The 25048-nt window shown below is 50.2% G+C and carries 27 protein-coding genes and 1 riboswitch; of the genes, 21 read left to right on the top strand and 6 right to left on the bottom strand.

The features are described from left to right. Window positions 1–81: 81 nt before the first annotated feature. The 6 genes from D7Z26_RS16955 (at window position 82) to D7Z26_RS16980 (ending at window position 5278) form a co-directional block, all read left to right on the top strand. Window positions 82–675 (top strand): TetR/AcrR family transcriptional regulator, encoded by a 594-nt coding sequence (locus D7Z26_RS16955; protein ID WP_120978177.1) that lies wholly within the window; start codon window positions 82–84, stop codon window positions 673–675. Window positions 676–812: 137 nt separating this feature from the next. Further along, the gene (locus D7Z26_RS16960; protein WP_120978178.1) at window positions 813–1619 is read left to right on the top strand and encodes an SDR family NAD(P)-dependent oxidoreductase; all 807 of its coding nucleotides are present in this window, start codon (window positions 813–815) and stop codon (window positions 1617–1619) included. Window positions 1620–1650: 31 nt separating this feature from the next. Beyond that, entirely contained in the window at window positions 1651–2385 is a 735-nt protein-coding gene (locus tag D7Z26_RS16965) for an SDR family NAD(P)-dependent oxidoreductase (protein WP_120978179.1), read from the top strand. 161 nt (window positions 2386–2546) lie between these two features. Then, a complete protein-coding gene (locus D7Z26_RS16970) occupies window positions 2547–2960 on the top strand; it encodes a MarR family winged helix-turn-helix transcriptional regulator (RefSeq protein ID WP_120978446.1) in 414 nt (137 codons plus the stop codon). Between the two features lie 169 nt (window positions 2961–3129). Continuing rightward, window positions 3130–3885, top strand: a complete 756-nt coding sequence (locus D7Z26_RS16975; RefSeq protein ID WP_120978180.1) for a YheC/YheD family protein — start codon at window positions 3130–3132, stop codon at window positions 3883–3885. A 157-nt stretch (window positions 3886–4042) separates the two neighbouring features. Next, window positions 4043–5278, top strand: coding sequence for a glycosyltransferase (locus D7Z26_RS16980; RefSeq protein ID WP_120978181.1), 1236 nt, complete (start codon window positions 4043–4045; stop codon window positions 5276–5278). A 116-nt stretch (window positions 5279–5394) separates the two neighbouring features. On the opposite strand, the gene D7Z26_RS16985 is transcribed toward D7Z26_RS16980, so the two are convergent. Continuing rightward, entirely contained in the window at window positions 5395–6549 is a 1155-nt protein-coding gene (locus D7Z26_RS16985; protein WP_120978447.1) for an MFS transporter, read from the bottom strand. Between the two features lie 230 nt (window positions 6550–6779). On the opposite strand from D7Z26_RS16985, the gene D7Z26_RS16990 reads away from it, so the two are divergent. Then, window positions 6780–7361 (top strand): TetR/AcrR family transcriptional regulator, encoded by a 582-nt coding sequence (locus tag D7Z26_RS16990; RefSeq protein ID WP_120978182.1) that lies wholly within the window; start codon window positions 6780–6782, stop codon window positions 7359–7361. Window positions 7362–7859: 498 nt separating this feature from the next. Here D7Z26_RS16990 and D7Z26_RS27525 read toward each other — a convergent pair whose 3' ends face one another. Then, a complete protein-coding gene (locus tag D7Z26_RS27525; RefSeq protein ID WP_199731728.1) occupies window positions 7860–8024 on the bottom strand; it encodes a hypothetical protein in 165 nt (54 codons plus the stop codon). 206 nt (window positions 8025–8230) lie between these two features. On the opposite strand from D7Z26_RS27525, the gene D7Z26_RS16995 reads away from it, so the two are divergent. The 6 genes from D7Z26_RS16995 (at window position 8231) to queE (ending at window position 13603) form a co-directional block, all read left to right on the top strand. Continuing rightward, a complete protein-coding gene (locus tag D7Z26_RS16995; protein ID WP_120978183.1) occupies window positions 8231–9613 on the top strand; it encodes an ABC transporter substrate-binding protein in 1383 nt (460 codons plus the stop codon). Between the two features lie 62 nt (window positions 9614–9675). Next, the gene (locus tag D7Z26_RS17000; protein WP_120978184.1) at window positions 9676–10644 is read left to right on the top strand and encodes a carbohydrate ABC transporter permease; all 969 of its coding nucleotides are present in this window, start codon (window positions 9676–9678) and stop codon (window positions 10642–10644) included. A gap of 3 nt (window positions 10645–10647) precedes the next feature. After that, entirely contained in the window at window positions 10648–11502 is an 855-nt protein-coding gene (locus tag D7Z26_RS17005; RefSeq protein WP_120978185.1) for a carbohydrate ABC transporter permease, read from the top strand. Window positions 11503–11679: 177 nt separating this feature from the next. After that, a riboswitch (PreQ1 riboswitch) is annotated at window positions 11680–11723 on the top strand. A gap of 53 nt (window positions 11724–11776) precedes the next feature. Continuing rightward, window positions 11777–12442, top strand: a complete 666-nt coding sequence (gene queC, locus D7Z26_RS17010; RefSeq protein WP_120978186.1) for a 7-cyano-7-deazaguanine synthase QueC — start codon at window positions 11777–11779, stop codon at window positions 12440–12442. Further along, the gene (locus D7Z26_RS17015) at window positions 12439–12885 is read left to right on the top strand and encodes a 6-carboxytetrahydropterin synthase (protein WP_120978187.1); all 447 of its coding nucleotides are present in this window, start codon (window positions 12439–12441) and stop codon (window positions 12883–12885) included. Before queC ends, D7Z26_RS17015 begins: the two co-directional genes overlap by 4 nt. Further along, a complete protein-coding gene (queE, locus tag D7Z26_RS17020) occupies window positions 12875–13603 on the top strand; it encodes a 7-carboxy-7-deazaguanine synthase QueE (protein WP_120978188.1) in 729 nt (242 codons plus the stop codon). Before D7Z26_RS17015 ends, queE begins: the two co-directional genes overlap by 11 nt. A gap of 63 nt (window positions 13604–13666) precedes the next feature. Here queE and D7Z26_RS17025 read toward each other — a convergent pair whose 3' ends face one another. From D7Z26_RS17025 to D7Z26_RS17035, 3 genes are all read right to left on the bottom strand, one after another. Next, window positions 13667–14446, bottom strand: coding sequence for a hypothetical protein (locus D7Z26_RS17025; protein ID WP_120978189.1), 780 nt, complete (start codon window positions 14444–14446; stop codon window positions 13667–13669). Next, window positions 14430–14978 (bottom strand): RNA polymerase sigma factor, encoded by a 549-nt coding sequence (locus D7Z26_RS17030; protein WP_233566989.1) that lies wholly within the window; start codon window positions 14976–14978, stop codon window positions 14430–14432. Before D7Z26_RS17030 ends, D7Z26_RS17025 begins: the two co-directional genes overlap by 17 nt. 131 nt (window positions 14979–15109) lie before the next feature. After that, a complete protein-coding gene (locus D7Z26_RS17035) occupies window positions 15110–15721 on the bottom strand; it encodes a TetR/AcrR family transcriptional regulator (protein WP_120978190.1) in 612 nt (203 codons plus the stop codon). A gap of 122 nt (window positions 15722–15843) precedes the next feature. Here D7Z26_RS17035 and D7Z26_RS17040 point away from each other — a divergent pair, with 122 nt between their 5' ends. From D7Z26_RS17040 to D7Z26_RS17060, 5 genes are all read left to right on the top strand, one after another. After that, the gene (locus D7Z26_RS17040) at window positions 15844–16419 is read left to right on the top strand and encodes a cysteine hydrolase family protein (RefSeq protein ID WP_120978191.1); all 576 of its coding nucleotides are present in this window, start codon (window positions 15844–15846) and stop codon (window positions 16417–16419) included. 45 nt (window positions 16420–16464) lie between these two features. Further along, window positions 16465–17658, top strand: a complete 1194-nt coding sequence (locus D7Z26_RS17045; protein ID WP_120978192.1) for a multidrug efflux MFS transporter — start codon at window positions 16465–16467, stop codon at window positions 17656–17658. A 20-nt stretch (window positions 17659–17678) separates the two neighbouring features. Continuing rightward, complete coding sequence (locus D7Z26_RS17050) at window positions 17679–18329, top strand: MBL fold metallo-hydrolase (protein ID WP_120978193.1); 651 nt, start codon at window positions 17679–17681, stop codon at window positions 18327–18329. Between the two features lie 126 nt (window positions 18330–18455). Continuing rightward, window positions 18456–19316, top strand: a complete 861-nt coding sequence (locus D7Z26_RS17055; protein WP_120978194.1) for an NAD-dependent epimerase/dehydratase family protein — start codon at window positions 18456–18458, stop codon at window positions 19314–19316. 95 nt (window positions 19317–19411) lie between these two features. Continuing rightward, window positions 19412–20296: a DMT family transporter gene (locus D7Z26_RS17060; protein ID WP_120978195.1), complete on the top strand. Its 885-nt coding sequence runs from the start codon at window positions 19412–19414 to the stop codon at window positions 20294–20296. A gap of 28 nt (window positions 20297–20324) precedes the next feature. Here D7Z26_RS17060 and D7Z26_RS17065 read toward each other — a convergent pair whose 3' ends face one another. Further along, a complete protein-coding gene (locus tag D7Z26_RS17065; protein WP_158602359.1) occupies window positions 20325–21494 on the bottom strand; it encodes a stalk domain-containing protein in 1170 nt (389 codons plus the stop codon). A 192-nt stretch (window positions 21495–21686) separates the two neighbouring features. On the opposite strand from D7Z26_RS17065, the gene D7Z26_RS17070 reads away from it, so the two are divergent. From D7Z26_RS17070 to D7Z26_RS17080, 3 genes are all read left to right on the top strand, one after another. Then, window positions 21687–22523 (top strand): YitT family protein, encoded by an 837-nt coding sequence (locus D7Z26_RS17070; protein ID WP_120978197.1) that lies wholly within the window; start codon window positions 21687–21689, stop codon window positions 22521–22523. Between the two features lie 255 nt (window positions 22524–22778). Then, the gene (locus tag D7Z26_RS17075; protein WP_120978198.1) at window positions 22779–24005 is read left to right on the top strand and encodes an ABC transporter substrate-binding protein; all 1227 of its coding nucleotides are present in this window, start codon (window positions 22779–22781) and stop codon (window positions 24003–24005) included. An 84-nt stretch (window positions 24006–24089) separates the two neighbouring features. After that, window positions 24090–25043, top strand: coding sequence for a carbohydrate ABC transporter permease (locus D7Z26_RS17080; protein ID WP_120978199.1), 954 nt, complete (start codon window positions 24090–24092; stop codon window positions 25041–25043). Window positions 25044–25048 lie beyond the last annotated feature (5 nt).

The following is a 25048-nucleotide window of genomic DNA, read 5'->3' on the forward strand; positions in this document are numbered from 1 at the left end:
ATTATCGCTTCGAAGACACAGGTCATACCTGACGTGCTTTAGTGTCTTGACCCTTATTATCTCGCTTGATAAGATCAAGACATGGATACGAAAAAAACGAATTTATCATCCGATAATCGACTATCGGCAAAAGAGCGACTTTTACGTGCGGCCAATGAGCTATTTTACGATGAAGGTGTGCACATAGTCGGTATAGATCGCGTGATCGAACGTGCCGGGGTGGCGAAAGCAACTCTGTACAGCGCCTTTGGAAGCAAGGACGAGCTAATCCGAGCTTACCTTACGCGAAGGCATATGGTCTCGTTGGAATATTTGAATGGACAACTCGCCGCATATGAGACTCCTCGGGAACGTCTTCTGGGAGTATTCGACGTACTCGGTAAGTTGTTTGCAATGCCGGGATTCCGTGGGTGCGCCTTCATGAACGCCAGCGCCGAGGGGCTGCCCAACAGTTCGATCGAAGAGCCAGCCCATGCCTATCGCGCATCGATTCGGTTGCTTTTTGTCGAGCTCGCGAAATCGGCAGGAGCCATCGAACCCGAGAATTTAGCTCAGCAACTCATCCTGCTTTATGACGGCGCGATGGTCGCCGCTCGCATGGATCGAAACCCCGTCGTGGCAGTCACGGCCCGTAGTGTCGCCAATACATTGATCGCCTTAGCGATAGACTCCTGACCGGTTATATTCCAAGTTCCTCCGTTGCATCGGAGTGAATACTTTGATAATATTTAGATGTCTAATAGTTAGATATCTAAATACTAGATGGACGTATTAACGATCAAAGGTGTCCATAAGAAAGGAGCCTACGAATAATGGCGAGAATGAAAGACAAGGTGGCGCTTATCACTGGAGGCGCATCAGGCATAGGTTTATCCGCTGCTCATCTAATGGCAAAAGCAGGAGCTAAAGTCGTCATTGCCGATTTTAATGCGGACGGAGCAAAAGAAGCCGCCGAGAATATCAAAACCCAAGGCGGGGAAGCGGTAGGCGTATTTCTTGACGCAGGAGATGCAGTTTCGATCAAGGAAGCTGTTGAATTTACGGTAAAGCAGTATGGTAAAATTACGAGCCTGTTCAACAATGTAGGCTCGACAAACCTAAAGAAGGATCTGGATGTCGTTAACGTTGATCTTGAAGAGTGGGATCGGCTCATGAGCGTTAACTTAAAGAGCGTGTTGTTGGGATGCAGATTCGCGATCCCCCATATGATCGAGACCGGCGGAGGTTCGATCGTCAATACGGCTTCCATGGCGGGCTTTACCGGAGATGCCGTTCGGGTTGCATACGGGGCCTCGAAGGCGGCAGTCGTAAATCTAACTAAATATATCGCTGCCCAATATGGAAAGAATAACATTCGTTGTAATGCAGTCGCGCCTGGATTGATTTTGACGCCGGCCGCCAAGAATAATATGCCTTCGGAGGTATTGGATATCTTCGCGAAATATAACGCGCTGCCTTATCACGGAGAACCGGATGATATCGGACATACCGTTCTGTTCCTGGCTTCGGATGAAGCCAAGTTTATTACCGGACAGACGATACAGGTAGAGGGCGGACATTATATTGCTAACCCAACCGTCCCTGATTTCGAACAATTCATGAAAATAGCTCAGCGTTAATAACAGATAAAACAAGTGAGGAGCATGTCCTATGGGGAGATTAGACAATAAAGTAGCCATCATTACCGGAGGAGCTTCGGGTATCGGCGAAAGCATGGGTGATCTGTTCGCGCAAGAAGGCGCCATCGTTATTGCCGCAGATATTAATGAGGCAGCGCTTGAGAACGTAAGTCGGAAACAGAATGTTTACGGAATGAAATTGAATGTTGCCTCTGATGAGGACTGGGAGGCGCTGGCCAAGGAGGTCAATGATCGGTTTGGTAAAATTGATATTCTGGTCAACAACGCAGGTATCTCTTCCGAAAAGCCATTTGAGCAAATCAATGTTGAGGATTGGCAGAAAATGCTCTCCATTAACGGATTTGGCCCATTCGCAGGGATGAAGCATGTCGCTCCGTATATGGCAGTCCAAAATAAAGGCTCCATCGTCAATATTTCTTCGTACACCGCTTTGATCGGCCAAGGTTTTAATCACTACTCGGCATCTAAGGGCGCGGTACGCGCATTATCTAAAGCGGCTGCTACAACCTTTGGCCGTCAAGGCATTCGGGTAAACGCTCTATTCCCTGGGATCATCGAAACGCCAATGACTCAAGCATTAAGTACCTCAAAAGAACTGCTGGGCCGATTAATCCAGGCAACGCCTTTGCAGCGTTTAGGTCAAGCCATCGATATTGCCCAAGCGGCGCTGTTCCTGGCTTCCGATGAGTCTTCGTACATTACAGGTTCAGAATTAGTCATTGACGGTGGATACTCAGCCCAATAATGTGTAAGATTATGACAGCCCTTATTTTAATGAGGGCTGTCGTTTATTTTAGTTATACAGAATTATTAAGTTGCACGTTTATCCATTTCTGTATAACCTACGCAGAGCTACTTCAGCATCCAAGGATGCCGAAGGCGTTTTTGCTTACCCGGGAGGATTTTATGGAAGAACAGACCCTGTTTGAACTCATACACAATATGGATAAGTTTACGAACCAATTGATTATCCAATGGAACAAAACATTTAGCGAGGACCTCGGTATCTCTCATGTTCTTGTGCTCGGCCATCTAAATCAACACGGAAAAAGCCGTCCTTCGGACATTGCAAGAATATTAGGACTTACCCCTCCTACGCTCAGTTACTTATCGGAAAAACTTGTCGCGAAGAAATTAGCCGTCAGAACGGTGGATGAGTCCGATCGTCGAATTGTTTATTTGGGCATTACCGACAAAGGTGCAGAGGTCCTTAACAGAGCATCGCTTGAGGGGCAAAGGCTGCGTACGAATTTATTCGAAAAGTTAACCGAACAGGAGCGGGCACAGCTAGCAAACCTTTATAAAAAGCTGAATAAATAGTGGAGTATATTATCATTCAGACCAAAGGCCATCCCGCAAGGGATGGCCTACTTTTATCGGCAGCAGCTGATTTAGGGTAAGAGCCGTCCTTCAAATTTTTATCGTTGCATAAGATATTCATTAGGTCAATTAAGCCGGTTCTTAACAAAGACGGGAGATGTGAGACTTGATGAGATATACAAGCAGCACGGTCGGCAGTAAATGGACAAAAACGAAATGGCTGTTAGAACGGCGAGATTTTCAAAAACATATTCCTCAAACCCTGTTGTTCAATAAACGCAATCTGACAACTATGCTTGCCTCCCATTCCGTCGTCTACTTTAAGCCTACGACCGGTTCGGGCGGGGTCAATATTATCAGGATAAATAAGCAGTCGCGGGGGTATCAAACGCAATCCAATTCCGTCAAAGCCGATTACCCTACGCTAGATCAATTGTTCGATAATCTGAAGCAGTACTCCGCTCGTAGGCCGTACTTGTTGCAGAAGGGAATTGCATTAGCCAAGGCAAACGGACGGCCCTTCGATATTCGTGTCATGGTTCAAAAAACAAACGAAGGCAAGTGGGTAAGCACAGCTCTATTCACGAAAATAGGACAGCCGGGAAAGGTAGCTACGAACTATAATCAAGGAGGGAAACTAGGCTACTTTCGTTCAACCTTGTCGGATGCAGGCTATCATGAAGCCTCCATTCAACGAAAGGAAGCGAAGCTGAAGCAGTTGGGGGTCTCCGTGGGGCATTGCTTTGACCGACACTCGAAGGGATTCAGAGAACTAGGTTTGGACGTCGCGCTGGATTCCGAAGGAAAGCCCTGGATTCTGGAAGTGAATACGAAGCCTCAAATTTTTCCGCTGAAGAACTTAAAGGATAAGGGATTGTATCGACGAATTGTTTCTTTTGCCGAACAATACGGGAGAAGGAAATGACCTGTATTATGGCTACTATTGCAAAAATAAATGCAATCGCCTCGGTTCTGCCGGTGGTGATTGCATTTTTCGGTTCATATATTTACTAATTCCGAGAATATGCTTTAATATGGTAAATATAGCAATGGAGAGTGGAGAACGATAAGGGGGTATGTAGATGGCTCGTATTCTTGCCTATACCTCGCCCGCTCGCGGGCACTTGTTTCCGTTGATTCCGATTCTGGATGAGCTTAACAAGCGCGGTCACGACATCGTACTGCGAACATTGGTCTCGCAACTGGAGCTTGCGCGATCACATGGCTTCGACGTCGCTCCGATCGACAATCGGATTGAAGCCATGCCCCACGATGATTACAAAGCACGCTCGGCACGGGGAGGGCTTCAACGTGCCGTAAGCATGTTCAGCGCGCGTGCCGAATTTGACGGCTTTGATCTGCAGCAAGCAATCGAGAGCGCTCGCCCCGATGCTGTAATCGTCGACGTGAACTGCTGGGGAGCCGTCGCGGCTGCCGAGGCTTGGGGCGGCCCGTGGGCAACGTTCTGCCCCTACCCGCTGGCGTTGACCTCGCGTGATGTGCCGCCCTTTGGCCCCGGGTTACCACCTGCGCGCGGGCTTCTAGGCAGGATGCGCGATCGTGCCCTGAAGCCGCTGTTTGTAGGTACTTTCGAACATATTATGCTGCCGCCGCTCAACAAAGTACGCGAAAGGCTTGGGCTTGCCCCGGTAAGCAATGCCGATGATATGTTCGGTCGCCCGCCGCTGCTACTCTACCTTACAGCCGAGCCTTTCGAGTATCCTCGCTCGGATTGGCCGCCAAACGTCGTCATGGTCGGCCCCTGTGCTTGGGACCCTCCTGCCGAGCCTCCTGAATGGTTAGCCGAGATCCAACGTCCAATCGTACTAGTCACAACTTCCTCAGAATTCCAGAATGACGGTCGCCTCATCGAAGCAGCGCTGGACGCACTTTCGAAGGAGAACGTCCACATCATCGGAACGCTTCCCTCGCAAGATTCAGCCGCATTCCGAACATCGGCTAATGCCAGCTTAGTCCCATTTCTCCCGCACGGACTCGTGCTTGACCGCGCGGTGTGCGCAATAACCCATGGCGGTATGGGGGCTACCCAGAAGGCGCTAACCCACGGCGTACCTGTGTGCGCAGTGCCTTTCGGACGTGATCAAATGGAGGTAGCTCGACGCGTTGAGGTAGCCGGAGCAGGTACGCGGCTACCCGCAAGCCGACTCAGCCCAGATCGCCTACGTGTCAAGGTTCGCGAAGCGATGATGTGCGCCGAAGGCGCCCGAAGAGTATCAGAAGGATTCACGTCAGCGGGCGGCCCCTTTGCTGCAGCCACTGCCGTTGAGACACGTCTATTAGGACGTTCTAGCGACTAAGTCATACCTGCAGAATCATCTTCCAAAAGGGCATCCAACGGGATGCCCTTAAATTTCGTCCTATTCGTGATACGGTGAACCTTATTACAAATAGTTGTAAAGGCACCCGAATTTAATTATTTAAGGCGATGGGTCAATACCCAGAATAGAAGAGCCAAAGCACTGACAATTGCACCTAACAAGCACACTCCGTTCCAGCCTGAGTAAACATAGATGTTGGTAGATGCGATTGACCCGGTGGCGCTACCAATGGAATAGAAAATCATGTAACCAGCAGTAAGCCTACTGCGTGCCTCAGGGCGCAAAGCAAGGATCATGCTTTGGTTGGTGACATGTACGGCTTGAACTGCCAGGTCAAGAAGGACAATACCGACGATTAATGCGAGAAGCGAATGTTGAGTATAGCTTATTGGCAACCATGAAATAAGCAACAGAATCAATGCCACGCCTGTGGTCCTCTGCCCTAAACCTCGATCGGCAAGACGACCTGCTCGCGCTGCTGCTAACGCTCCAGCAACTCCAGCGAGACCAAACGCTCCAATCGCAGTATGTGAAAGAGAAAGCGGAGGAGCGCTGAGAGGCAGCACTAGGGAAGTCCAGAATATACTGAAAGCGGTAAAAATCATCAAGGCTAGTGCAGCTCGGATTCGCAGGATTCGTTCTTGTACGAACAACGTGAGCAGCGAACGAAGCAACTGTAGGTAGGATAATGATTTTCTTTTGTGCTCATAATGCGGCAGTACCCTAAACAATACACATGCCATGATAAGCGTTAATACCGCAGAGACAAGGTAGACAGAACGCCAACCGGCTAAATCCATTAATACGCCAGCGAAAGTTCGCGCCAGCAGAATACCAATTACGATTCCACTTGTCACAACACCCACGGCACGCCCACGTTCGGCTGGGGCAGCCAAAGTTGCCGCGAACGCAACGAGCGTCTGTGTCACTACGGCAAGCAATCCAACCGCAGCTATGCCTATGAATAACACCATGCTGGTGGGGGCGGTGCCAACTACAATCAAAGCCGACACGGATACTAGCATCTGTCCAGCGATCAGCCAACGTCGATTTAATAAATCGCCGAGGGGCACTAGCAATAGCAGTCCAAGTGCGTAACAAACTTGAGTGATTGTAATAACAATGCCGACGGATGAATGAGTAATACCGAACTCGTTTGAAATAGCGTCCAGCAAGGGTTGCGCGTAATATATGTTGGCGACTGCCAATCCGCAAGCGATCGCAAATAAGAGTGCAACATTGCGAGACATTAAAGATGCGGGCGCTGATTCTGATACTACAAACTTCCCCAAAGATAACGCCTCCTTAAATTTAGGTTTATCAGATTTATAAAATAAAGTACTGATCGGTATGAAATATTGCCTGGTAAATATAACTCTAAAAAAAGGTGACTGTCAAGAAAAGCTTAATATTATTGACAGGGTAACCTTCACACAATAAAATTATAATATACCGTTCGATATGAAAAGAGGGGGTTGCTATGGCTCGACGACGCGAATTCGATGAGGAAAAGGTATTGGATGCAGCTATGCAACTATTTTGGGAAAAAGGGTTCGAAGCTACCTCTTTAAGCGACTTGACATCAAGAATGGGCATTCAGCGTCCAAGCATATACGCCACCTTTGGAGACAAAAAAGAATTATTTGAAGCTGCGTTGCGAAAATATACGAGTTCCCATGCTACCTATGTTCGCGCCAATCTTCAAAACAATTCTTCTGTTAAAGAGGCATTCCGTGCCTTTTTTGAAAATATGGTGGCAAAGGAATATGAAAAAAGTCCGAACTGGGGGTGCTTTTGCATCAATTCGATGGTGGAACTTGCGCCTCATGATGAGAAATTTGAAATTCTAACAAGAGAACATCAGATGTATCTCTCGGTAATATTCCAAGAAACGATTGAACGAGGTTTGCGCTCAGGTGAGCTTGATAGCGGTATTAACGCAAAGGGTTTAGCGCAGACACTAGTCATATCGTTAATAGGACTTACCGTGTTCATGAAATCTCGTCCTGAACGAGTGTTTGTTGATAATTCTGTAAAAGAAATACTTACATTGTTAAGGTAGAATCAAAAAAACTTTCGAACCAATCCAAATGGATTGAATCAATATCTTCCTAAGGTTCCGAGTGGATGTATGGCTTCTGGCTATGTATCAGTTACCATTCTAGTTACTCTCGCATTCTCTATAGTAACTGATAGAGAAGCGAGGTGATTGATTTGGCTTGCATAAGAACTGATGTGGTAATCATTGCGTTTAGACGTAGCAGAATAACTGGACGCAGAATTATCACAGCCGTCCGTATAGCCGGCAGTGCTAGACCTTGTAACCGATTTTTGGTAATCGGAAGACGTGTGACTTTTGCTGAGCGTTGTCTTTTGACACACGGGTTCCGCCTTGTGTCATCCAGGCGGAATGTTTTGGTTTTTCAACGTAGGATCTAATTTAAACAAAATGAGGCGTTAACCCCTGGGTTACCGCTTCATATTGTTGTCCATAAAGAATTGCCTTGAAACAGCAAATACCACTCCTTAACCGGAGTGGTATTTGCGTTAGAGTGCGATTTTATCGCTGACTATCGGAAGCGCGATTCGAGGATTGGTTTTGCTCAAATACTTGTGCCGCTTCCTCGGCGGAAAATTCCGTATCGTTCTCGCCCGGGACAGGCAATTTGTTTAAAGGAGTCGACTGCACTTCCGCTTTCGTGGGTTGATCTTGATTGTTAGCCATGTGGGGGCCTCCCTCCGTATTATCAAGTCATACAATCGTTAGGTTTCCACATGAGGAATATTTTATCCCTAGGTTGGTGATTAGTTTATCCAATAATAGTGGAATTTTTCCCAATGAACAGTTCCTTATGCGCTTACATTACAAACACTATAATCATGATAGCGGTTACACAGTAACTGTTAGCATAGAAAAGGGAGGATAAAGATATGAAACGTTTTTTAACTACGGCCACTGCAGTTCTCATGTTGACTTCCGTTCTCGCCGCGTGCGGCGGAAAATCGAACTCATCCAACAACGGAGGCGCAAGTGCAAGCCCATCGGCTTCGACGAGCAATAAACCCAAGGATAAAGTCACCATCAATCTTTGGAGCTTCACGGACGAAATTCCGAACATGACGACCAAGTATATTGCCACCCATCCCGACGCGAACGTGGAGTTCAAAACCACGATTATCGCGACCACGGACGGCGCTTATCAGCCCGCTCTCGACCAGGCGCTCGCAAGCGGCGGCAAGGATGCCCCGGATCTTTACGCGGCTGAATCCGCCTTCGTTCTCAAATACACGCAAGGCGACGCATCCGACTATGCTGCCAATTACGCCGATCTCGGGCTCGACGATCAAATGGTAAAGGACGCCGAAATCGCTCAATACTCGGTTGACATCGGTAGCAAGGACGGTCAGCTTAAGGGACTAGCTTATCAAGCTACCGGCGGTGCTTTCATCTATCGCCGCTCGCTAGCCAAAGACGTGTTCGGTACTGACGATCCTGCAACTATCAAGAACGAAGTAGGTCCTGGTTGGGAAAAATTCTTCGATGCGGCCGCCAAGCTAAAGGCTAAAGGTTACGGCATCGTTTCCGGCGACGGCGACATTTGGCACCCGATCGAGAACAGCTCCGACAAGGGTTGGGTTGTCAACGGCAAGCTTCATATCGATCCGAAACGCGAACAGTTCCTGGATCTCTCCAAGAAGCTGAAAGATAACGGATACTCTAACGATACGAAAGACTGGTCGGAATCTTGGTTCGCGGATATGTCCGGAACCGGCAAACAACCGATCTTCGGATTCTTCGGTCCCGCTTGGCTCATTAACTACGTTATGAAAGATCAAGTTAAAGACACGAACGGCGACTGGGCGGCTACGGAACCGCCAACCGGTTTCTTCTGGGGCGGCACTTGGTTGCTCGCGAACAAGAACGTCGTCAAGGACGAAGCCAAGAAAGCAGCCGTTGCCGATTTCATCAAGTGGGTTACGCTTGATACCTCCGATACGGGCCTCCAATATTATTGGGCTAACGGCACCATGAAGGATGGCGAGCAAGGTACGAAGGACAGCGTGTCATCTTCCGTCGTTATGGCTAAATCCAACGGCGAAATCGAACTGCTGGGCGGACAAAATATGTTCGAAGTATTCGTTCCGGCTAATGCCAACGCAACAGGCAAAAACCTTACCCAATACGACGAATCGATCAACCTCATCTGGCGCGATCAAGTACGCGAATATTCCGCGGGCAATAAGAGCCGCGACAAGACGATCGCGGATTTCAAGCAAAAAGTCAAGGATCAACTCGGAATCGAAAGCGAATAATTCGGCGCCGAAGGGGCGGGGTTTTCCCGCCCCTTTATACTAATTGATATGGGGTGGGAGCCATGCGCCGCAAGGGTGTCAGCTATTCCAAATTCGGCTATATATTCAGTTTTCCTTTTATACTTGCGTTTCTGGTTTTCTCGTTATATCCCGTTTTGTATACCGCGGTCATCGGGTTTACCGATATGAAGGGAGTAATCCCTAAACCGATTCACATTTTAGATCATCCGTTTCAGAATTTTAAGGACCTCATTTTCGATAATGTTTCGTTCAGAACGTCGCTTTCCAATACCGCGCTGATCTGGATCGCCAACTTCATACCCCAGATCGTGCTCGCGCTTTTGCTCACCGCCTGGTTCACTAACCGGCGCATTAAAGTGAGGGGACAAGGCGCGTTCAAAGTTTTGCTCTATATGCCGAATATTATCACGGCGAGTACGATCGCCGTGCTTTTTAACTCTTTGTTCTCGTACCCGATGGGTCCCGTGAACAGTTTGTTCGAGATGCTGGGTTTTACCCACTCTCCGGTTAATTTCCTGCAGGACAAGACGACTGCGCAAGGTATCGTAGCGTTCATCCAATTCTGGATGTGGTACGGGAATACGATGATCATACTGATTGCAGGGGTTATGGGCATCAATCCCGCGCTATTCGAGGCTGCCGCCATTGACGGCGCCAACGGGTTCCAAACCTTCTTCCGCATCACGTTGCCAAGTCTTAAAACGATCATGCTCTACACGCTGATTACGTCGACGATCGGCGGTTTGCAGTTGTTCGATATCCCGCAGTTGTTCCTTTATGGGGGCCCGGACGACGCAACGCTTACCACGTCGGTGTTCATATACGGTCAAGCGTTCAAGGGCAGTTACATGTTTAATCGCGCGGCGGCGGCGAGCATGATCATGTTCGTGATGGCGGCGATCCTGTCGGGACTGCTGTTCTACTTGATGCGGGACCGCGATGCGGCAAGACTCAAGAAAGCACAAATGAAGATTGATAAAGCTGCGCAAGCGACGGCAAGGGGGATTTGATCCATGGCAAAAATACAAAAAGACGCTACAGTCTCCCTTAACATCAATAAGACGATCATCTACATCGTCTGCATCGCCCTGTCGCTGCTCAGCATTCTGCCATTCTGGATTATGTTCGTCAACGCCACGCGCTCGACACCCGAGATTCAAAGCGGTCTTTCTCTGCTGCCTTCGACACACATGATGACCAATCTGGACGTGCTGCTGAGCAAGAGCTTCGATCCTCTTAAAGGATTTTTCAACTCGCTCATCATCTCGGGATTCTCGACGCTTTGCGCGGTCTATTTCTCGTCGCTGACCGCATACGCGCTTGTCGTATATAACTGGAGAGGGCGCCAGGCTTTCTTTACCTTTATCATGTTGGTCATGATGATTCCGGCACAGGCAAGCGCCATCGGATTCTATAAATTCATGTATCAATTGCATTGGACGAACAGCTTTCTACCGCTGATTCTTCCCGCCATTGCAGCGCCGGCGATCGTGTTCTTCATGCGACAATACTTGCTCGCGACGTTATCGATCGAGATGGTGGAGGCATCGCGCATTGACGGAGCGGGTGAAATATACACCTTCAACCGAATTGTCATGCCGATTATGATACCGGCAATCGCAACGCAGGCGATCTTTGCCTTCGTGGCCAACTGGAACAACTTGTTCATGCCGTTGATCCTGCTCACCGAGAAGGATAAGTATACGTTGCCGATTATGGTAAGCTTGCTTAAAGGCGATATTTACAAGACGGAGTTCGGTTCGATTTACATGGGGCTGTCGCTTACCGTGTTGCCGCTATTCGTAATCTACTTCTTGTTGTCGAGGTATATTATCGCGGGCGTAGCGCTGGGCGGAGTGAAAGAGTAGGACGTCATTGCGTCCGGTTTACAAGAACAAGTAATGAAATCGGAAGGGTTACCCGGCAAGCGGCCGCACTGGCCGCTTGGGGTAACTCTTCTTTCGGTTTTTTGACTAACATCACGGATGCGTTATGTAGTACAATGATAGACAACAGCATAAAACTCTGAACGCGCTACGGCGGCGTCAGGAGAGGTTCTAGAACACCCTCTATAAAAAACTAAGGAAACGATATCTCCTTAGATGTCGTTTTTTTTGTTTATAAACGAAGGAGCGCTTAAAAATGAATCAAGAAAAAGCAGTCGTCGTATTTAGCGGCGGACAAGATAGCACCACCTGCCTGTTCTGGGCCAAACAAAGATTTGCCGAGATCGAGGTCGTAACGTTCGACTACGGACAGCGGCATAAGTTGGAGTTGGATTGCGCGGCGCAAATCGCGAAGGAGCAGAACGTAAAGCATCATGTGCTGGACATGTCCCTTTTGAGTCAGTTGGCGCCCAATGCACTGACGAGGCAGGATATCGCGATCGAAGAAAAGGAAGATGGGCTGCCGACGACCTTCGTCGATGGACGCAACCTGCTGTTTTTGACGTTTGCCGCGGTATTAGCGAAACAGATCGGGGCCAAACATATCGTGACCGGCGTTTGCGAGACGGATTTCAGCGGTTATCCGGATTGCAGGGATATATTTATCAAATCGCTTAACGTCACGTTAAACCTGGCCATGGACTACCCGTTCGTACTCGACACGCCGCTGATGTGGTTAACCAAAGCGCAAACGTGGAAAATGGCCGACGAACTTGGCGTGCTGAATTACGTGCAAGAGAAGACTTTGACTTGTTATAACGGAATCATAGCCGACGGCTGCGGGGAATGCCCTTCATGCCATCTTCGTAAGAGAGGATTGGATGAGTATCTTCTAGAAAAAAGCGAGGGAGGACTGCTATGATTCAGCAGATCTACCCGTCCGTTGCCCATCCTTTCCGCTATGAATTAAATAAGGATCTGCAGTTTGCCGCAGCTCATTACGTGCCGGCCGAGGCTGCAGGGAAGTGCAGCCGGGTGCACGGCCATACCTATTTCGCCAATATTACGATTGCCGGGAACGATCTGGACTCGGCCGGCTTTTTGGTCAATTTCTCGGAGATCAAGAAACTGATCCATGACCTCTTTGACCATTCCGTATTAAACGAGCATACTGCTTATTTTCAAGACGACGATCCGGATCGGTTCCCTACAACGGAGATCGTTGCCCGAACGATATGCGAGATCATTCAGTCTTTTCTCGACCGTTCGGGGAATAAGCCGCGATGTTTGCAAGTTTTCTTGAGAGAAACGCCGACCAGCTATGTGGTGTATCGTCCAATGGGAGGTGGCTCCTATGGCGACTAATCGGTTTCCCGTCATGGAGATATTCGGACCTACCGTCCAAGGAGAAGGTATGGTCATCGGGCAGAAAACGATGTTTATACGCACGGCAGGCTGCGACTATTCCTGTTCCTGGTGCGATTCCGCTTTTACCTGGGACGGATCAGGCAAGCAAGACATCCGTATGTTGACCGCCACGGAGATCGTCTCCGAGCTATTTGAGATAGGCGGCGACCGTTTTTCTCACGTGACCCTCTCGGGAGGCAATCCCGCGCTTCTAACTCACCTGAACGAACTGATCGGTCTGCTGCATGACCGGGGAATCGGAGTTGCATTGGAGACGCAGGGCAGCCTATGGAAGGAATGGTTTTTACACATTGACGAGTTGACCTTATCCCCCAAACCGCCCAGCTCCGGGATGAAAACCGATTGGCTTGTTCTTGACGATCTGGTTGCCAGGCTTTCGGAGCATAACCGTAATTTTTGTCTGAAGGTCGTCGTGTTCGACGAGACAGACCTTCAATTCGCGGAAGAAGTCCACCGTCGGTACCCGCAAGTCCAGATGTTTTTGCAGTCGGGCAATGACGATATCGCGGAGAGCGATAACGCGGTATTGTTGCATCGTTTGCTGAGGCGCTACGAATGGTTAGTGGAGAGCGTGATGGCGTCGACGGTGTTTAGGTCAGTAAGGGTTTTACCGCAACTTCATGCCTGGTTATGGGGCAATAAACGCGGGGTATGACGCAACAAATACGCAGCTTGAAAAGAAGGGCTTCCCCCTAAACCGGGAAAGCCCTTCTGCTGTTTAGTTAGCACGAGGCGAATATGTGGAGAGCACGGCTCCGTTCGAGTCGAGAGCTTCGATCTTGTAGCCTTCAACCGGTCCGTCCATGTCGACGAACCAATACCGAAAGTCGTGCGAACTTGGGAAGATGTGCGCACTCCGCTGCTTGCCGGACCCGTCGACGACCCGGATGCCGGCGATCTCGGATCGGGATATATTTCCGTTAAAAATGGCAAGACTGCCGTACCCGGTAATCCCTCCCCAAGTTACTCCAGGCATCACCGTCGCATCATCCGCTCCTTGAAAGCCGAAGTCATGGGACCACCCGTCGAGTCCGGTGCCGACAGAACGATCCCCGCCGTAGTCCGTCCATTTCAAAATGTCGATGATTATGGAGGAACTGTTCGCGGATTTCGGCGGCGCGGAATAGATCAATTCAAGATTGCCTCCGACGCGTTTCTCCAACAGGATTTGTTTGTTCGCCTCTGTGCCGCTACGATTAATCAATGCGTCCCGGATTTGCGGAGTGAGCTCGCTGACTACTACACCGGCTTTGGATGGAGAAGCTGGCGCAACATTCGAACCGGTCTTGTTCACGAACAGGAAGATCACACAGGCGGCTATGGCGATCATCGCCGCTCCAAGCATCCTTCGCCTATGCGAGAAAAATGTTCCTCGGGCAGGCGTCGCCAGCGCCTTCGTATAAATGCCGGCTGCCAACTCCTTCGTGAACGTACGCGTTCGGAGCGGCTGATCCTTGTTCAAAGTATCGTACCAATCGGGATTAGATAAGCTGTTCATGCGATTGTTCCTCCTTCAACAGCTTCGATAATTTCTGGCGGGCGCCGAACAATCTCGACTTGGCGGTTCCTTCGGGAATGTCGAGCAGCGAGGCGATTTCGCTTAGCGACAGTTGATGCCTCGCATGAAGCAGCAAAATCTCTCTATGCTTGGCAGGCAAACTAAACACCCGGCGCCACACTTCGTTCGTTGCTTCTTCGTCCAGGAACGCTTGCTCGGCGGAGCGGTGGTGTCCGACCGGGACAATGCGATCAAGCAGCAGCGCTTTTCGGAAAAACGCCGAATTTCTGTAGTTGTAGCTCAGGTTGCGCGTAATGCGGAGCAGCCATGTTTTCACGGACGACTCCCCCCGGAACGAAGCGAAGTGGCGATATGCCTTCAGAAATACGTCCTGCGCAATATCGTCCGCCATGCTGCGGCTGCGAGTAATCAAATAGGCGTAGTTCCATATTTCTTGTCCGTATTCGCGCATGAGCGATTCCAGCGTCTCGGCTTCCATGAGAGCGGCGTATTTCAAGTAATCGTAGCCCAACGGCGATCACCTCCCGAAGAATAGACAAGACAGGTAGGCTTGCAGTTCATTTTCATCCCAAGCACATCCGAACCGATGCCGAACCGATCTCGACCGATCTCCTCGGGGAGATCGGTTTTTTTGGGCGAAGGTTACGAATGAAAAGTTAGCCAGATTTGTTCCAAGAACTTCTCGGGCGAATAGCCGCGCTCGTCTCTTTGGAATAAATAAGATTCGCTGCTTAAAGCCATCAGCAGCATGTCGGCTTTAAAGACGCTGTCGGGTTGGTTAGGCGAGGATTGCCCATCGACTTTCATTTCGTCGAATAGTTCGACCAACAGCTCATGTAGTTCAAGGTATAGAGGACTTTGCGTGCGGGATTTGAATCGATTGGTCGACGCGGACTCCTCGACTCCCGTGAGCAACTGGGACTTCTTCTCCCGGAACCGGATGAATAAGGCGAGAAGTCCTTTCAGTCTTTGGCTGGGCGGATCCGCGCGGTGTTGCTTCAGGTGAGTTTCGATATTCTCGAAGAGAAGTACGATGTTTTCTTTCATTAAGTCCAAGCATAGTTCGCCTTTGTTGCGATAACGGCGATAGAGCGTGCCGGGTCCGATCTGCGCTTCTATGGCGATCTGATTCATGCTGACCTGCTCGACGCCCTGTTGTTCGAAGAGCCGAAGTGCGGCTTCCAAAATACGCTGGCGGTTCTCGGCGGCATCGCGACGCTCGGAGCGGCCTGGGGTTTCTTCGGTATCGTTCATGCGTTCATCACTTCCTATATTTCGATGGAGGAGCGCTCTTGACAAGCGGAGACATCTCCGTTTAATATCAAGTGGAGAGTTCTCCGGTTAATACTAACATACTCAAAAGGAGCCTACAACCTATGCCGAATCATCGTCCGAACGCTGCGTTATTGCTCATGGATTTGCAAAACGCCATTGCTTCGCGCTTCGAGGGAAACAGCGCAGCCATGCTTCCTTTCCGCAAGGCTTTAGATGCCGCGCGCCGTCACGATATACCGGTTATTTTCGTGCGGCTGGCGTTTCGCGAAGGGTTTCCCGAGGTCAGTCCGCGCAACAAGTCGTTCTCGAGGATTGCCGATTTCGGTTGGGGCCGGATGACTCCTTCGGATAGCGGCGCGCAGATTCACGAATCCGTGCAGCCCTTGCCTGGTGAGCCGATCGTGACGAAACTTCGCGTGAGCGCTTTTGCCGGCAGCGATCTTGAAGTCCTTCTTCGCTCCCGCGGGATCGATACGCTGATCCTTGGCGGCATCTCGACGAGCGGCGTCGTCCTATCGACCTTGCGGGAAGCGGCGGATAAAGATTACGGGCTGACGGTGCTATCTGATGCTTGCCTCGACGGCGATCCCGAAGTTCACCGCGTGCTCACGGAGAAGGTATTCCCTCGCCAGGCGGACGTGCTGACAGTCGACGCTTGGATCGAAGCCTTGGCTTGATCATCGGGGCCGGACGACGGTCCCGCGGAAAGAAGGCTTGATTTCATGCCGATTTGGAGAAGAAACTTAATCGTTTGTTGGTTCGGGATGTTCGTATCGGGCGTCGGAATGAGCATGCTCGCTCCCGTACTTCCGTTATTTATCCAGCATCTCGGGGTGAACGATACAGGAGCGATCGCTCAGTTTTCCGGAGTCGCCTTCGGCGTTACTTTTATCGTTTCGGCGATTTTTTCGCCCATCTGGGGGCTTGCCGCCGACAAGTACGGACGTAAACCGATGCTGTTGAGGGCAAGCTTGGGCATGGCGATCGTGATCGGCTGCATGGGCTTCGCGACGAACGTGTACGTCCTGATCGGATTAAGGCTATTGCAAGGCGTCATTACGGGTTACGCTACGGCTTGCACGACATTGATCGCGACTCAGACGGATAAGGAACATACGGGGTATGCGTTAGGTTTGCTTTCGACGGCAAGCATCGCGGGTTCATTGCTTGGACCGTCGATCGGAGGTTTTATCGAAGAAGGCTTCGGTTTGCAAAACGTATTTTTTATCACTGGCGGGCTGTTGTTCGTCGCCTTCGTTACCACCGCCATATTCGTGAAGGAATCGTTCGTCCGCGAGGATAAGCAGGCGCTCCGTCTCAAACAAGTATGGCGGCTCGTTCCCGAGAAAAGCTTAACGATCACGATGTTCGTGACCTTCTTCGTCCTAACGGTAGCCTTATATTCCGTGGAGCCCGTGATTACCGTCTATATTACCCATCTGTCCCGCGATTCCGGTCACATTGCCTTGATCGCCGGACTCACCTTCTCCGCATCGGGAATGGCGAATATCATCGCCGCTCCGAGACTGGGCAAACTGTCCGACGCCATCGGGGTTCATAAAGTGATGCTGTTCTCCTTGGCGGCGGCAGGAATCCTCTTTATCCCGCAAGCTTTCGTGAGCAATCCTTGGCAGCTGATGGGTCTCCGCTTCGTATTGGGATTGTTCGCGGCGGGGCTTACTCCTTCCGTGAATGTGATGATCAAGAAAATAACGCCGGCTTCCATTACGGGGAGAGTGTTCGGATTCGCCATGTCCGCAGGGTATTTGGGCGTATTCGGGGGCTCCCTTCTAGGCGGGCAAGTGGCGGCTTGGTTCGGCGTCCGATATGTATTCCTCATCACCGGCGCTTTATTGTTGGCGAACGCGGTATGGGTGTACTTTAAGGTGTACAAAACGATCAATGCGGCAAAATAAAAGAGAGGGGCATTTTCTTTATGCGCATCAAATGGTTCGGTCATTCTTCTTTCTTAATCACCTCGGAAGCCGGAACGCGGGTTCTTATCGATCCCTACAATAAGTTCCTCGGCTACCGCATGCCGGTTCCGATCGAATCGGATATCGTCGTCGTGACGCACGACCATGGCGATCATAATAAAATCAAAGCGGCATCGGGCGATTACCTGCTGGTGAACGAGCCGAAGGAATACAGCCGCGGCGATGTAAGCATTAGCGGGTTCAAAACCTTTCACGACAAGGTGAATGGCAAGAAAAGGGGCCCCAATATCATTTTCCGCATCCGGATGGACGGACTGACGGTCTGTCATTGCGGAGATCTGGGTCATCTGCTGACCGAGGAACAAGCGAAGGATATCGGCCGATCGGACATCGTCATCGTTCCCGTCGGAGGAAGAATGACGCTCGACGGGGCTGAGGCCGCGCAAGTGGCGCGTCAATTGCAAGCGACCGTCGCGATTCCGATGCATTACCGCACGAAAGCCTTGGGCCTGCTAGGCAAAATCGTTTTCGCTAAGGCGGATAAGTTTATCCAAGCGTTAGGGCAGCGTACGACCGAGGTGGATACGCTGGATGTGGGCAAGGAAGGATTATCCCGATATGCCGGAGTCGTTACGATGCAGTATGAATAAATTCGCAACGTCCGACGTATAGAAACCGGATTTTAAGCTGATTGTTTACCGAATAAACAAAGTCTGGTACTCTAGGATTGTTGCCTGTTCGAATTAGGCATCGGGAATAGGAAGGGAGAGATTTCGATGACTAATCCAATTAAGAAAGTAGTCGTAACCGGCGGAAGCGGCATGCTGGGCCGATGGGTCGTTAAGCATTTGGTGGAGCATGGTTACGATGTACTGAACGTAGATACGCGCCAGCCGGAGGAGCCTCTATGCCCTACGCTTATCGTGGATCTTGAAGATTTAGGTCAGACTTACGGCGCGCTGGCCGGGGCGGATGCGGTCGTTCATATGGCGGCCATTCCGAGAGCGGGTATGGTACCGCCCGAAGTGACGTTCCGCAACAACGTGATGTCTACTTATAATGTTCTGGAAGCGGCCGCGGGACTCGGCATCAAGAAAGCGGTCGTCGCCTCCAGCGAATCCTCGTACGGGATTTGCTTCGCCGTTCATCCGTTCGGTCCGCAGTATGTGCCGATGGACGAAGCGCATCCGCAGTTGCCTCAGGACAGCTACGGCTTGTCCAAGGTTGTGGGCGAGCTGACCGCGGATATGTTCTACCGCAGAGCCGGCATTCAAGTCGTGTCGCTGCGTCTGGGCAACGTTATTCCGCCGGAGTGGTACGAGCGATTCCCTTCGTGGATCGATAATCCGGAGGAGCGCGAACGGATTCTGTGGAGCTACATCGATACCCGCGACGCCGCGGAAGCTTGCCGCCTTGCGATCGAAGCGGAAGGACTGGGTTCCGTCGCGCTTAATCTCGGATCTACCGAGACAAGCATGGCCGTTCCAAGCCGCGAGCTGATGGCCGCGCGTTATCCGGAAGTGACAGACTTCCGTGCGCCGCTTGAGGGGCATGAAGCGCTGCTCAATAGCGAGAAAGCAATGAAACTACTCGGCTGGGAGCCTAAATATAAGTGGCGCGAGCAGCTGGGCAAGTAATATCGGATTCGTAAGAGGTTGCCCCGTTCTCGTGGCTGTTCGAGAGGGCAATCTCTTTTTTTGCTTAAATCTATTCGCGAAGAAGGTGCACCTTCTTGAGTTATATTTTACTCCTGCTAGCTACGTTGGCATGGAGCTTCGTCGGGGTCCTTGTTAAATCGGCGTCGTCGATGGTGGATAGCGCCATCATTTCGTTCGCCCGCTTTTTTTTCGGCGTCATCTTTCTGGGACTCTATCTATTTATTCGCGACGGGAAAATACGGATCCGTTTGGGGATGAAGTGGGTCTGGATAGGCGCGGTCGGGAAAGCGGCTAATTACGCGTTGGAGAATATCGCCTTACAAATCGGCTACTCCTACGGCAACATTCTCGTGCAGCCTGTTCAGACCGTCGTTCTGTTGTTTGCGGCCGGTCTGTTGTTTAAGGAAAAAATAGCGTTGCGCGGATGGATTGCCGCAGCGTTCTGCGTTGCCGGCGTCATCGTTGTCGGTTGGAACGGTACGCCGCTTGACGAGCTTGCGCAAGGCAGCGGGTTAACGACGCTGTTGTTCGCGCTTGCAGGTATCGGCGCCGCCGTTCACGTATTAAGTCAGCGGATGCTCCTGAAGACGATGGACAACGGGAACATGAACTTATCCGTTTTCTTAATGAGCACGGTAATCGTCGCCGTTCCGATCCCGATTCAATCTCACGGTTTTACCGGTCCGATAACGGCGTGGGCTTGGGGGGCGCTGATGCTGCTTGGCGTAATTACGGGTCTGAGCTTTTTCTGGTTCGCGGAAGCCATTAAGCGGGTACCCTTCGCCGTCGTCGCGATTGTCGGCAACTGTACCGTCCTATTTGCGATACTATGGTCTTATTTATTTTTCCGTGATCCCATCACCGTCTACATCATAGTCGGTACGTTCATCTTCGTGGTCGGCATCTTATTGTTGAATTTTCCGATGCCTCGCCGAAGCGCCAAGAAAACTCCGTTGTGATACTTTTTCGCGGAGAGAAAAAGCTGATTTATTTCTCGATCTTACCGGTATCGACGACTTCGAAATCGTTGCCTTTGATCTTGCCCAGAACGTGCAGGTCTTCATCGTCCCATTTCGGATTCGGAGCTCCGCTTACATATAGATCGCTGCCGTTATCCGCGACGATCATGCCGTATTTTTTGAGCGCGCGAATGATCGCCCGATTGTGGGCGGAGAACCCGGATTCGCTGAAATCTTCTCGCAATCGGAGACGGAGTCCCATGGGCGGGAGGTTGGCTTCCGTACTGCTCGAAGCGTAGTGAGTGGCCGGAGCGATGAAGCCGCGCTGCGTCTTACGAACCGTGAACCGAAGCGCATGATTAATTTCGCCCGAGGCGGCTTCCTCATAGCGGACGAGTCCCGGGAAGATCGGCAATCCCGCGGCGTCCGCGGACGTCCAGAACTTCGGCCGCAAAGCGTTCGTCTTAAGATCCCACTTCGCTCCATTCGATGCCTTCCATCCGTCGCTGGTGAGGCGTGCGTTATAGAGCTCGTACAGCAGAAGGTTGTCTTTGTCTACGACGATGACATGACGGTCGCCGTCGCTGTTCGGTCCGCCTTCTATCGGCGCATTCGCGGGTATCGGGTACGGTCCGGGATCGCTTTCATCGCCATAGTCCGTAAAGGTGACTTTCACTTTCGGTTGTTTGCCGTCTACGATCGTATACGGAATTCCGATCGGAGCCCCGTTCCATACCGTGCCGAAATCGGCCTTCAGCTTCGTATTCGCGCCGATCGAGGCGATGAACTGCTTCGAGTTCGGGTGAACCGGATATTTGGATATGTCCGTATTCCACGGATTATCTTTAGGAAACACTTGCAGAGCGGCCGATTCGGCTTGTCCTCCCGCTGGCGCCGGTGTCGTCGTCGGCTTCGGTTTATTCCCGACATAGATCGAGTTGGTTGCGCCTTCCCAGACGACCGGTTTCCCTACGGCTTCGGATATAAACCGCAGAGGAACGTAGGTCGTATTCTTGTATAGGAATCCCTGCAGATCGCTTGCGGGTTGTTTGTTTATGCCGTCGAAATAATAACGGATATCGCGAAAATCCACGCTGATGGTCCTCGTTCCGGTTGCAGCGTATGTAAGTCCGGAGAAAAATATCGCCCCGCAAACAAAGCCTATTGACCCCGCCTTCCATTGCCTCCATCGGTTCAACGTGTCCACCTCTTATCTATACTCGGTTCTGTCGTCTCTCTCATCATATCTTCGCCAGAGAGGGGGAACCATAGTGCATCTCGCCTAATTTCGGTAGGCCGGGGCTAAACCAATCGGGTAATCCCTTTAATAAAACCCTTTATATGATAAAATAAAACATCTAATTACCGGCTCATCAAGAAAGGACTTTCTATGAAAAAACGCATTCTAGACATCGTATTCATTATTTTCGGTACATTGCTTTTCGCCTTGGCCGTTAATCTGTTCATCATTCCGAACGATTTCGGCGAAGGAGGGGTAACGGGGATAACGATCATATTCTATTATCTGTTCCAATGGTCTCCCGGACTCGTCAGCTTGATTCTAAACTCCTTATTATTAGTTGTCGGGTATAAATTCCTGGACAAGTCGACTACGGTCTATACGATAATCGCGGTCGTATTTCATTCTCTGTTTCTTTACCTGACGCACGATTTGCATATTGAATCCGACGAGTTAATCGTTAATGCGATATTCGGGGGCGTGTTTACGGGAGTCGGTATTGGCATGATCATACGGGTTGGCGGAACGACGGCAGGGTCGACGATCATTGCCAGAATCATCAATAAGTACTTGGACTGGAACGTTAGCTATGCGCTCTTGTTCGTTGATCTGATCGTCGTATTCGCTTCGTATTTCATTATCGGCGCGCAGAGCGTGATGCTTACGATCGTAATGCTCTATATCGCGACCAAGGTCATGGATTTCATTATCGAAGGCGTTAATCCTAAGAAGGCGGTTACGATCATATCCAAGGAGCAGAATCGAATAGCCGAGCAAGTGAACAGCATCATGGAGAGAGGCGTAACCGTCATCTATGGCCGGGGCTATTATTCTAACTCGCCGAAGGAGCTGCTCTACATCGTAATTAGCAAACAGGAATTGAGCATGCTTAAGAAAATTGTAAAATCGATCGATAAAGAGGCGTTCATAACGATTCACGACGTAAGAGACGTGTTCGGGGAAGGTTTCGTGGATATTTCGAAATAAGTCCGACGGGCATGATTGCGATTTGATTACCCGGGGGGGCCAGAGGGCCCCCCTTCGCTTCGAGCGGGACAAAATAACCATAGGCAGCCGCAAAATAGCGATTATATATAAAAAATAGCGATTAAAATTAAGATAGCGTGCGCTACATAATAAGAAAAATCAGCTAGATTAAACGAATCGTTGTTTCATTAATTTTTTTCTGACCGAAATCGTATTATGATGAATGCGATTTCAAAAAAGGGGGAGGACATAAATATGAAAAGGCTTACAACGTTATTGTTATGCGTATCCATGCTTGTATTTATATTGGCAGCGTGCGGAGGAGGAGACAAAAAGTCCGAATCGGGCGGCAAGGGCGAGAAAGCAACGGTGACATTCGGCTTCTGGGGCACGGCGGAGGATCTGAAAGTATATCAATCCGCGGCGGATTCTATTAATGAAGCGTATCCAAACATTACGCTGAAAATTAAACAATATCCGAGCAGCGATCAATTCTGGAATCAGCTTCCGGGTGAAATCGCAGCGGGTACCGCGCCGGATTTAGTGCGGTTGTCCAATGAAGGATCGTATGAATATATCACCAAGGATCTGTTCGCCCCGCTTGACGAATACATTAAATCGGCAAATCTGGACATGAGCGTCTATATCGACTCCGCTAAGAACGGATGGCAAGTAGAAGGCAAAACCTTCGGCATTCCGAACACGTTCAATACGTCCATGTTCTTCATCAACGATGAGATGTGGAAAGCGGCGGGTCTCGGCGCGTATCCGACAACCTGGGATGAAGTGTACGAAGCAGCGAAGAAGTTGAAGACCAAAGACGTCTATGGCCTCGTTGCCAACATTCATGAGTTTCACATTACGAACTATGTCAAAACCTTTGGCGGCGGTTGGGGCTACGGCAAAACGATCAATTCGAAAGAAAACGTACAAGGCCTGGAGCAGTTCATGAAGTTCTATAAAGACGATCTTGCCGTTACGCCGAAAACGTTGGGCTACGGTTGGGACGGTGAAGTTTTTGCCAACAAAAAGGCAGCTATGACGACCGGGGGCGCCTGGTATAAGAGTTATCTGAAGGACGCGAACCCTGATCTGAAATATGTAGCGCTGCCGGTACCGAAGGGTACAGTCCAAGCGGGCAACCTGATTGCGGACGGTTATACGGTGATGAAAGATTCCAAAAATAAAGAAGCTGCGGTTAAAGCGGCGTACTTCATGTCGGGCGAGAAGGTGCAAAGTCAATTCATCGAGCTAGGCTATAACCCGCCGCTGAAATCTTTGTCTCCGAAATACTACGACCTGAATCCGGAATTCAAGTCCACCGAAAGCGCACTGGCTAACGCAACCGACTTCCAATACCCGAGCGACACGAAGAAATTTACGGACGCTCTTGTTAAAGAAGTGGAAAACGCGATTCTAGGCGGCAGCAAGGAAACAGCTCAGCAAATCTTGGATAAAGTGCAACAACAATTCAATAAGTAACGACATGGAAGAGGCGTTCCCGTTTAGATCGCTAAACGGGAACCCTTTTTACTTCCGACAGCCGATCGACTGGGAGGAAACGTAATGAATGAGTACAATGCCGGAACCAGAGGAATCGCTAACAGAGGCAAGAACGGTCAAGGCAAGTTTGCCTATTCGAGACTGGCGGATTCGGATGCTTTCGTGGCGTGGATCTTTATCCTGCCGTTTATTGTCCTGTGGGCTTGGTGGTTCTTTTACCCCTTTCTCCAATCGTTTATCCGCAGCTTTCAGGATGTGAATTTCGCCGCGTTGGATGAAGCCAAGTTTATCGGTTTCGGCAATTACGCGAAAATATTACAAGACCCGGATTTCTACCGGGCGTTGCTGCATTCTTTGGAAATCGTAGCCATCTCGGTGCCGTCCCAAGCCGTACTCGGTTTGTTGCTGGCCATCTTGGTCAACAAGAAGATCGCGGGCCAAGGAATTTTCAGGACCGTCTTCTTCATTCCTTATATCGCTTCCCAAATCGCGGTCACGACCGTGTTCATGATGCTGTTTAAACAAGATACGTTTGTTACCCGGTTTTTCGCGTTGTTAGGCATGAAAAATGCGACTTGGTTCGCGGATACGGATTATGCGCTGTTGTTCGTTTGCATGCTCTTCGTTTTCCAACAGGTAGGGTTCAGCATGATCGTCTATTTATCGGGGCTGCAAGAAATCCCGCGCGATCTGTACGAGGCCGCGGAAATCGACGGAGCAAGCAAGGGTAATCAATTCCGGTATATTACAGTGCCGTCCCTGAAGCCGGTCATCTTCTTCGTCGTGTCGGTATCCACGATTCTTGCCTTTCAAATTTATGACCAGATCGCGGCGATCTCCCGCTACGGGGCGCTGGGTACTCCCGCAGGAGCAACGAGCACGGTTGTCACCTATTTCTATCAGCACGGAATCCGGTACCTGAATATCGGTTACGGTTGCGCGGCGGTCGTTTTATTTTTCTTCGTCATATTAGCCGTTACGGCCATTCAGAAAAAATTATTAGACGCGAAGGACTGATGAAC

This window comes from Cohnella endophytica (assembly GCF_003628305.1).
In the GTDB taxonomy this organism is placed as follows: Bacteria; Bacillota; Bacilli; order Paenibacillales; family Paenibacillaceae; genus Cohnella; species Cohnella endophytica.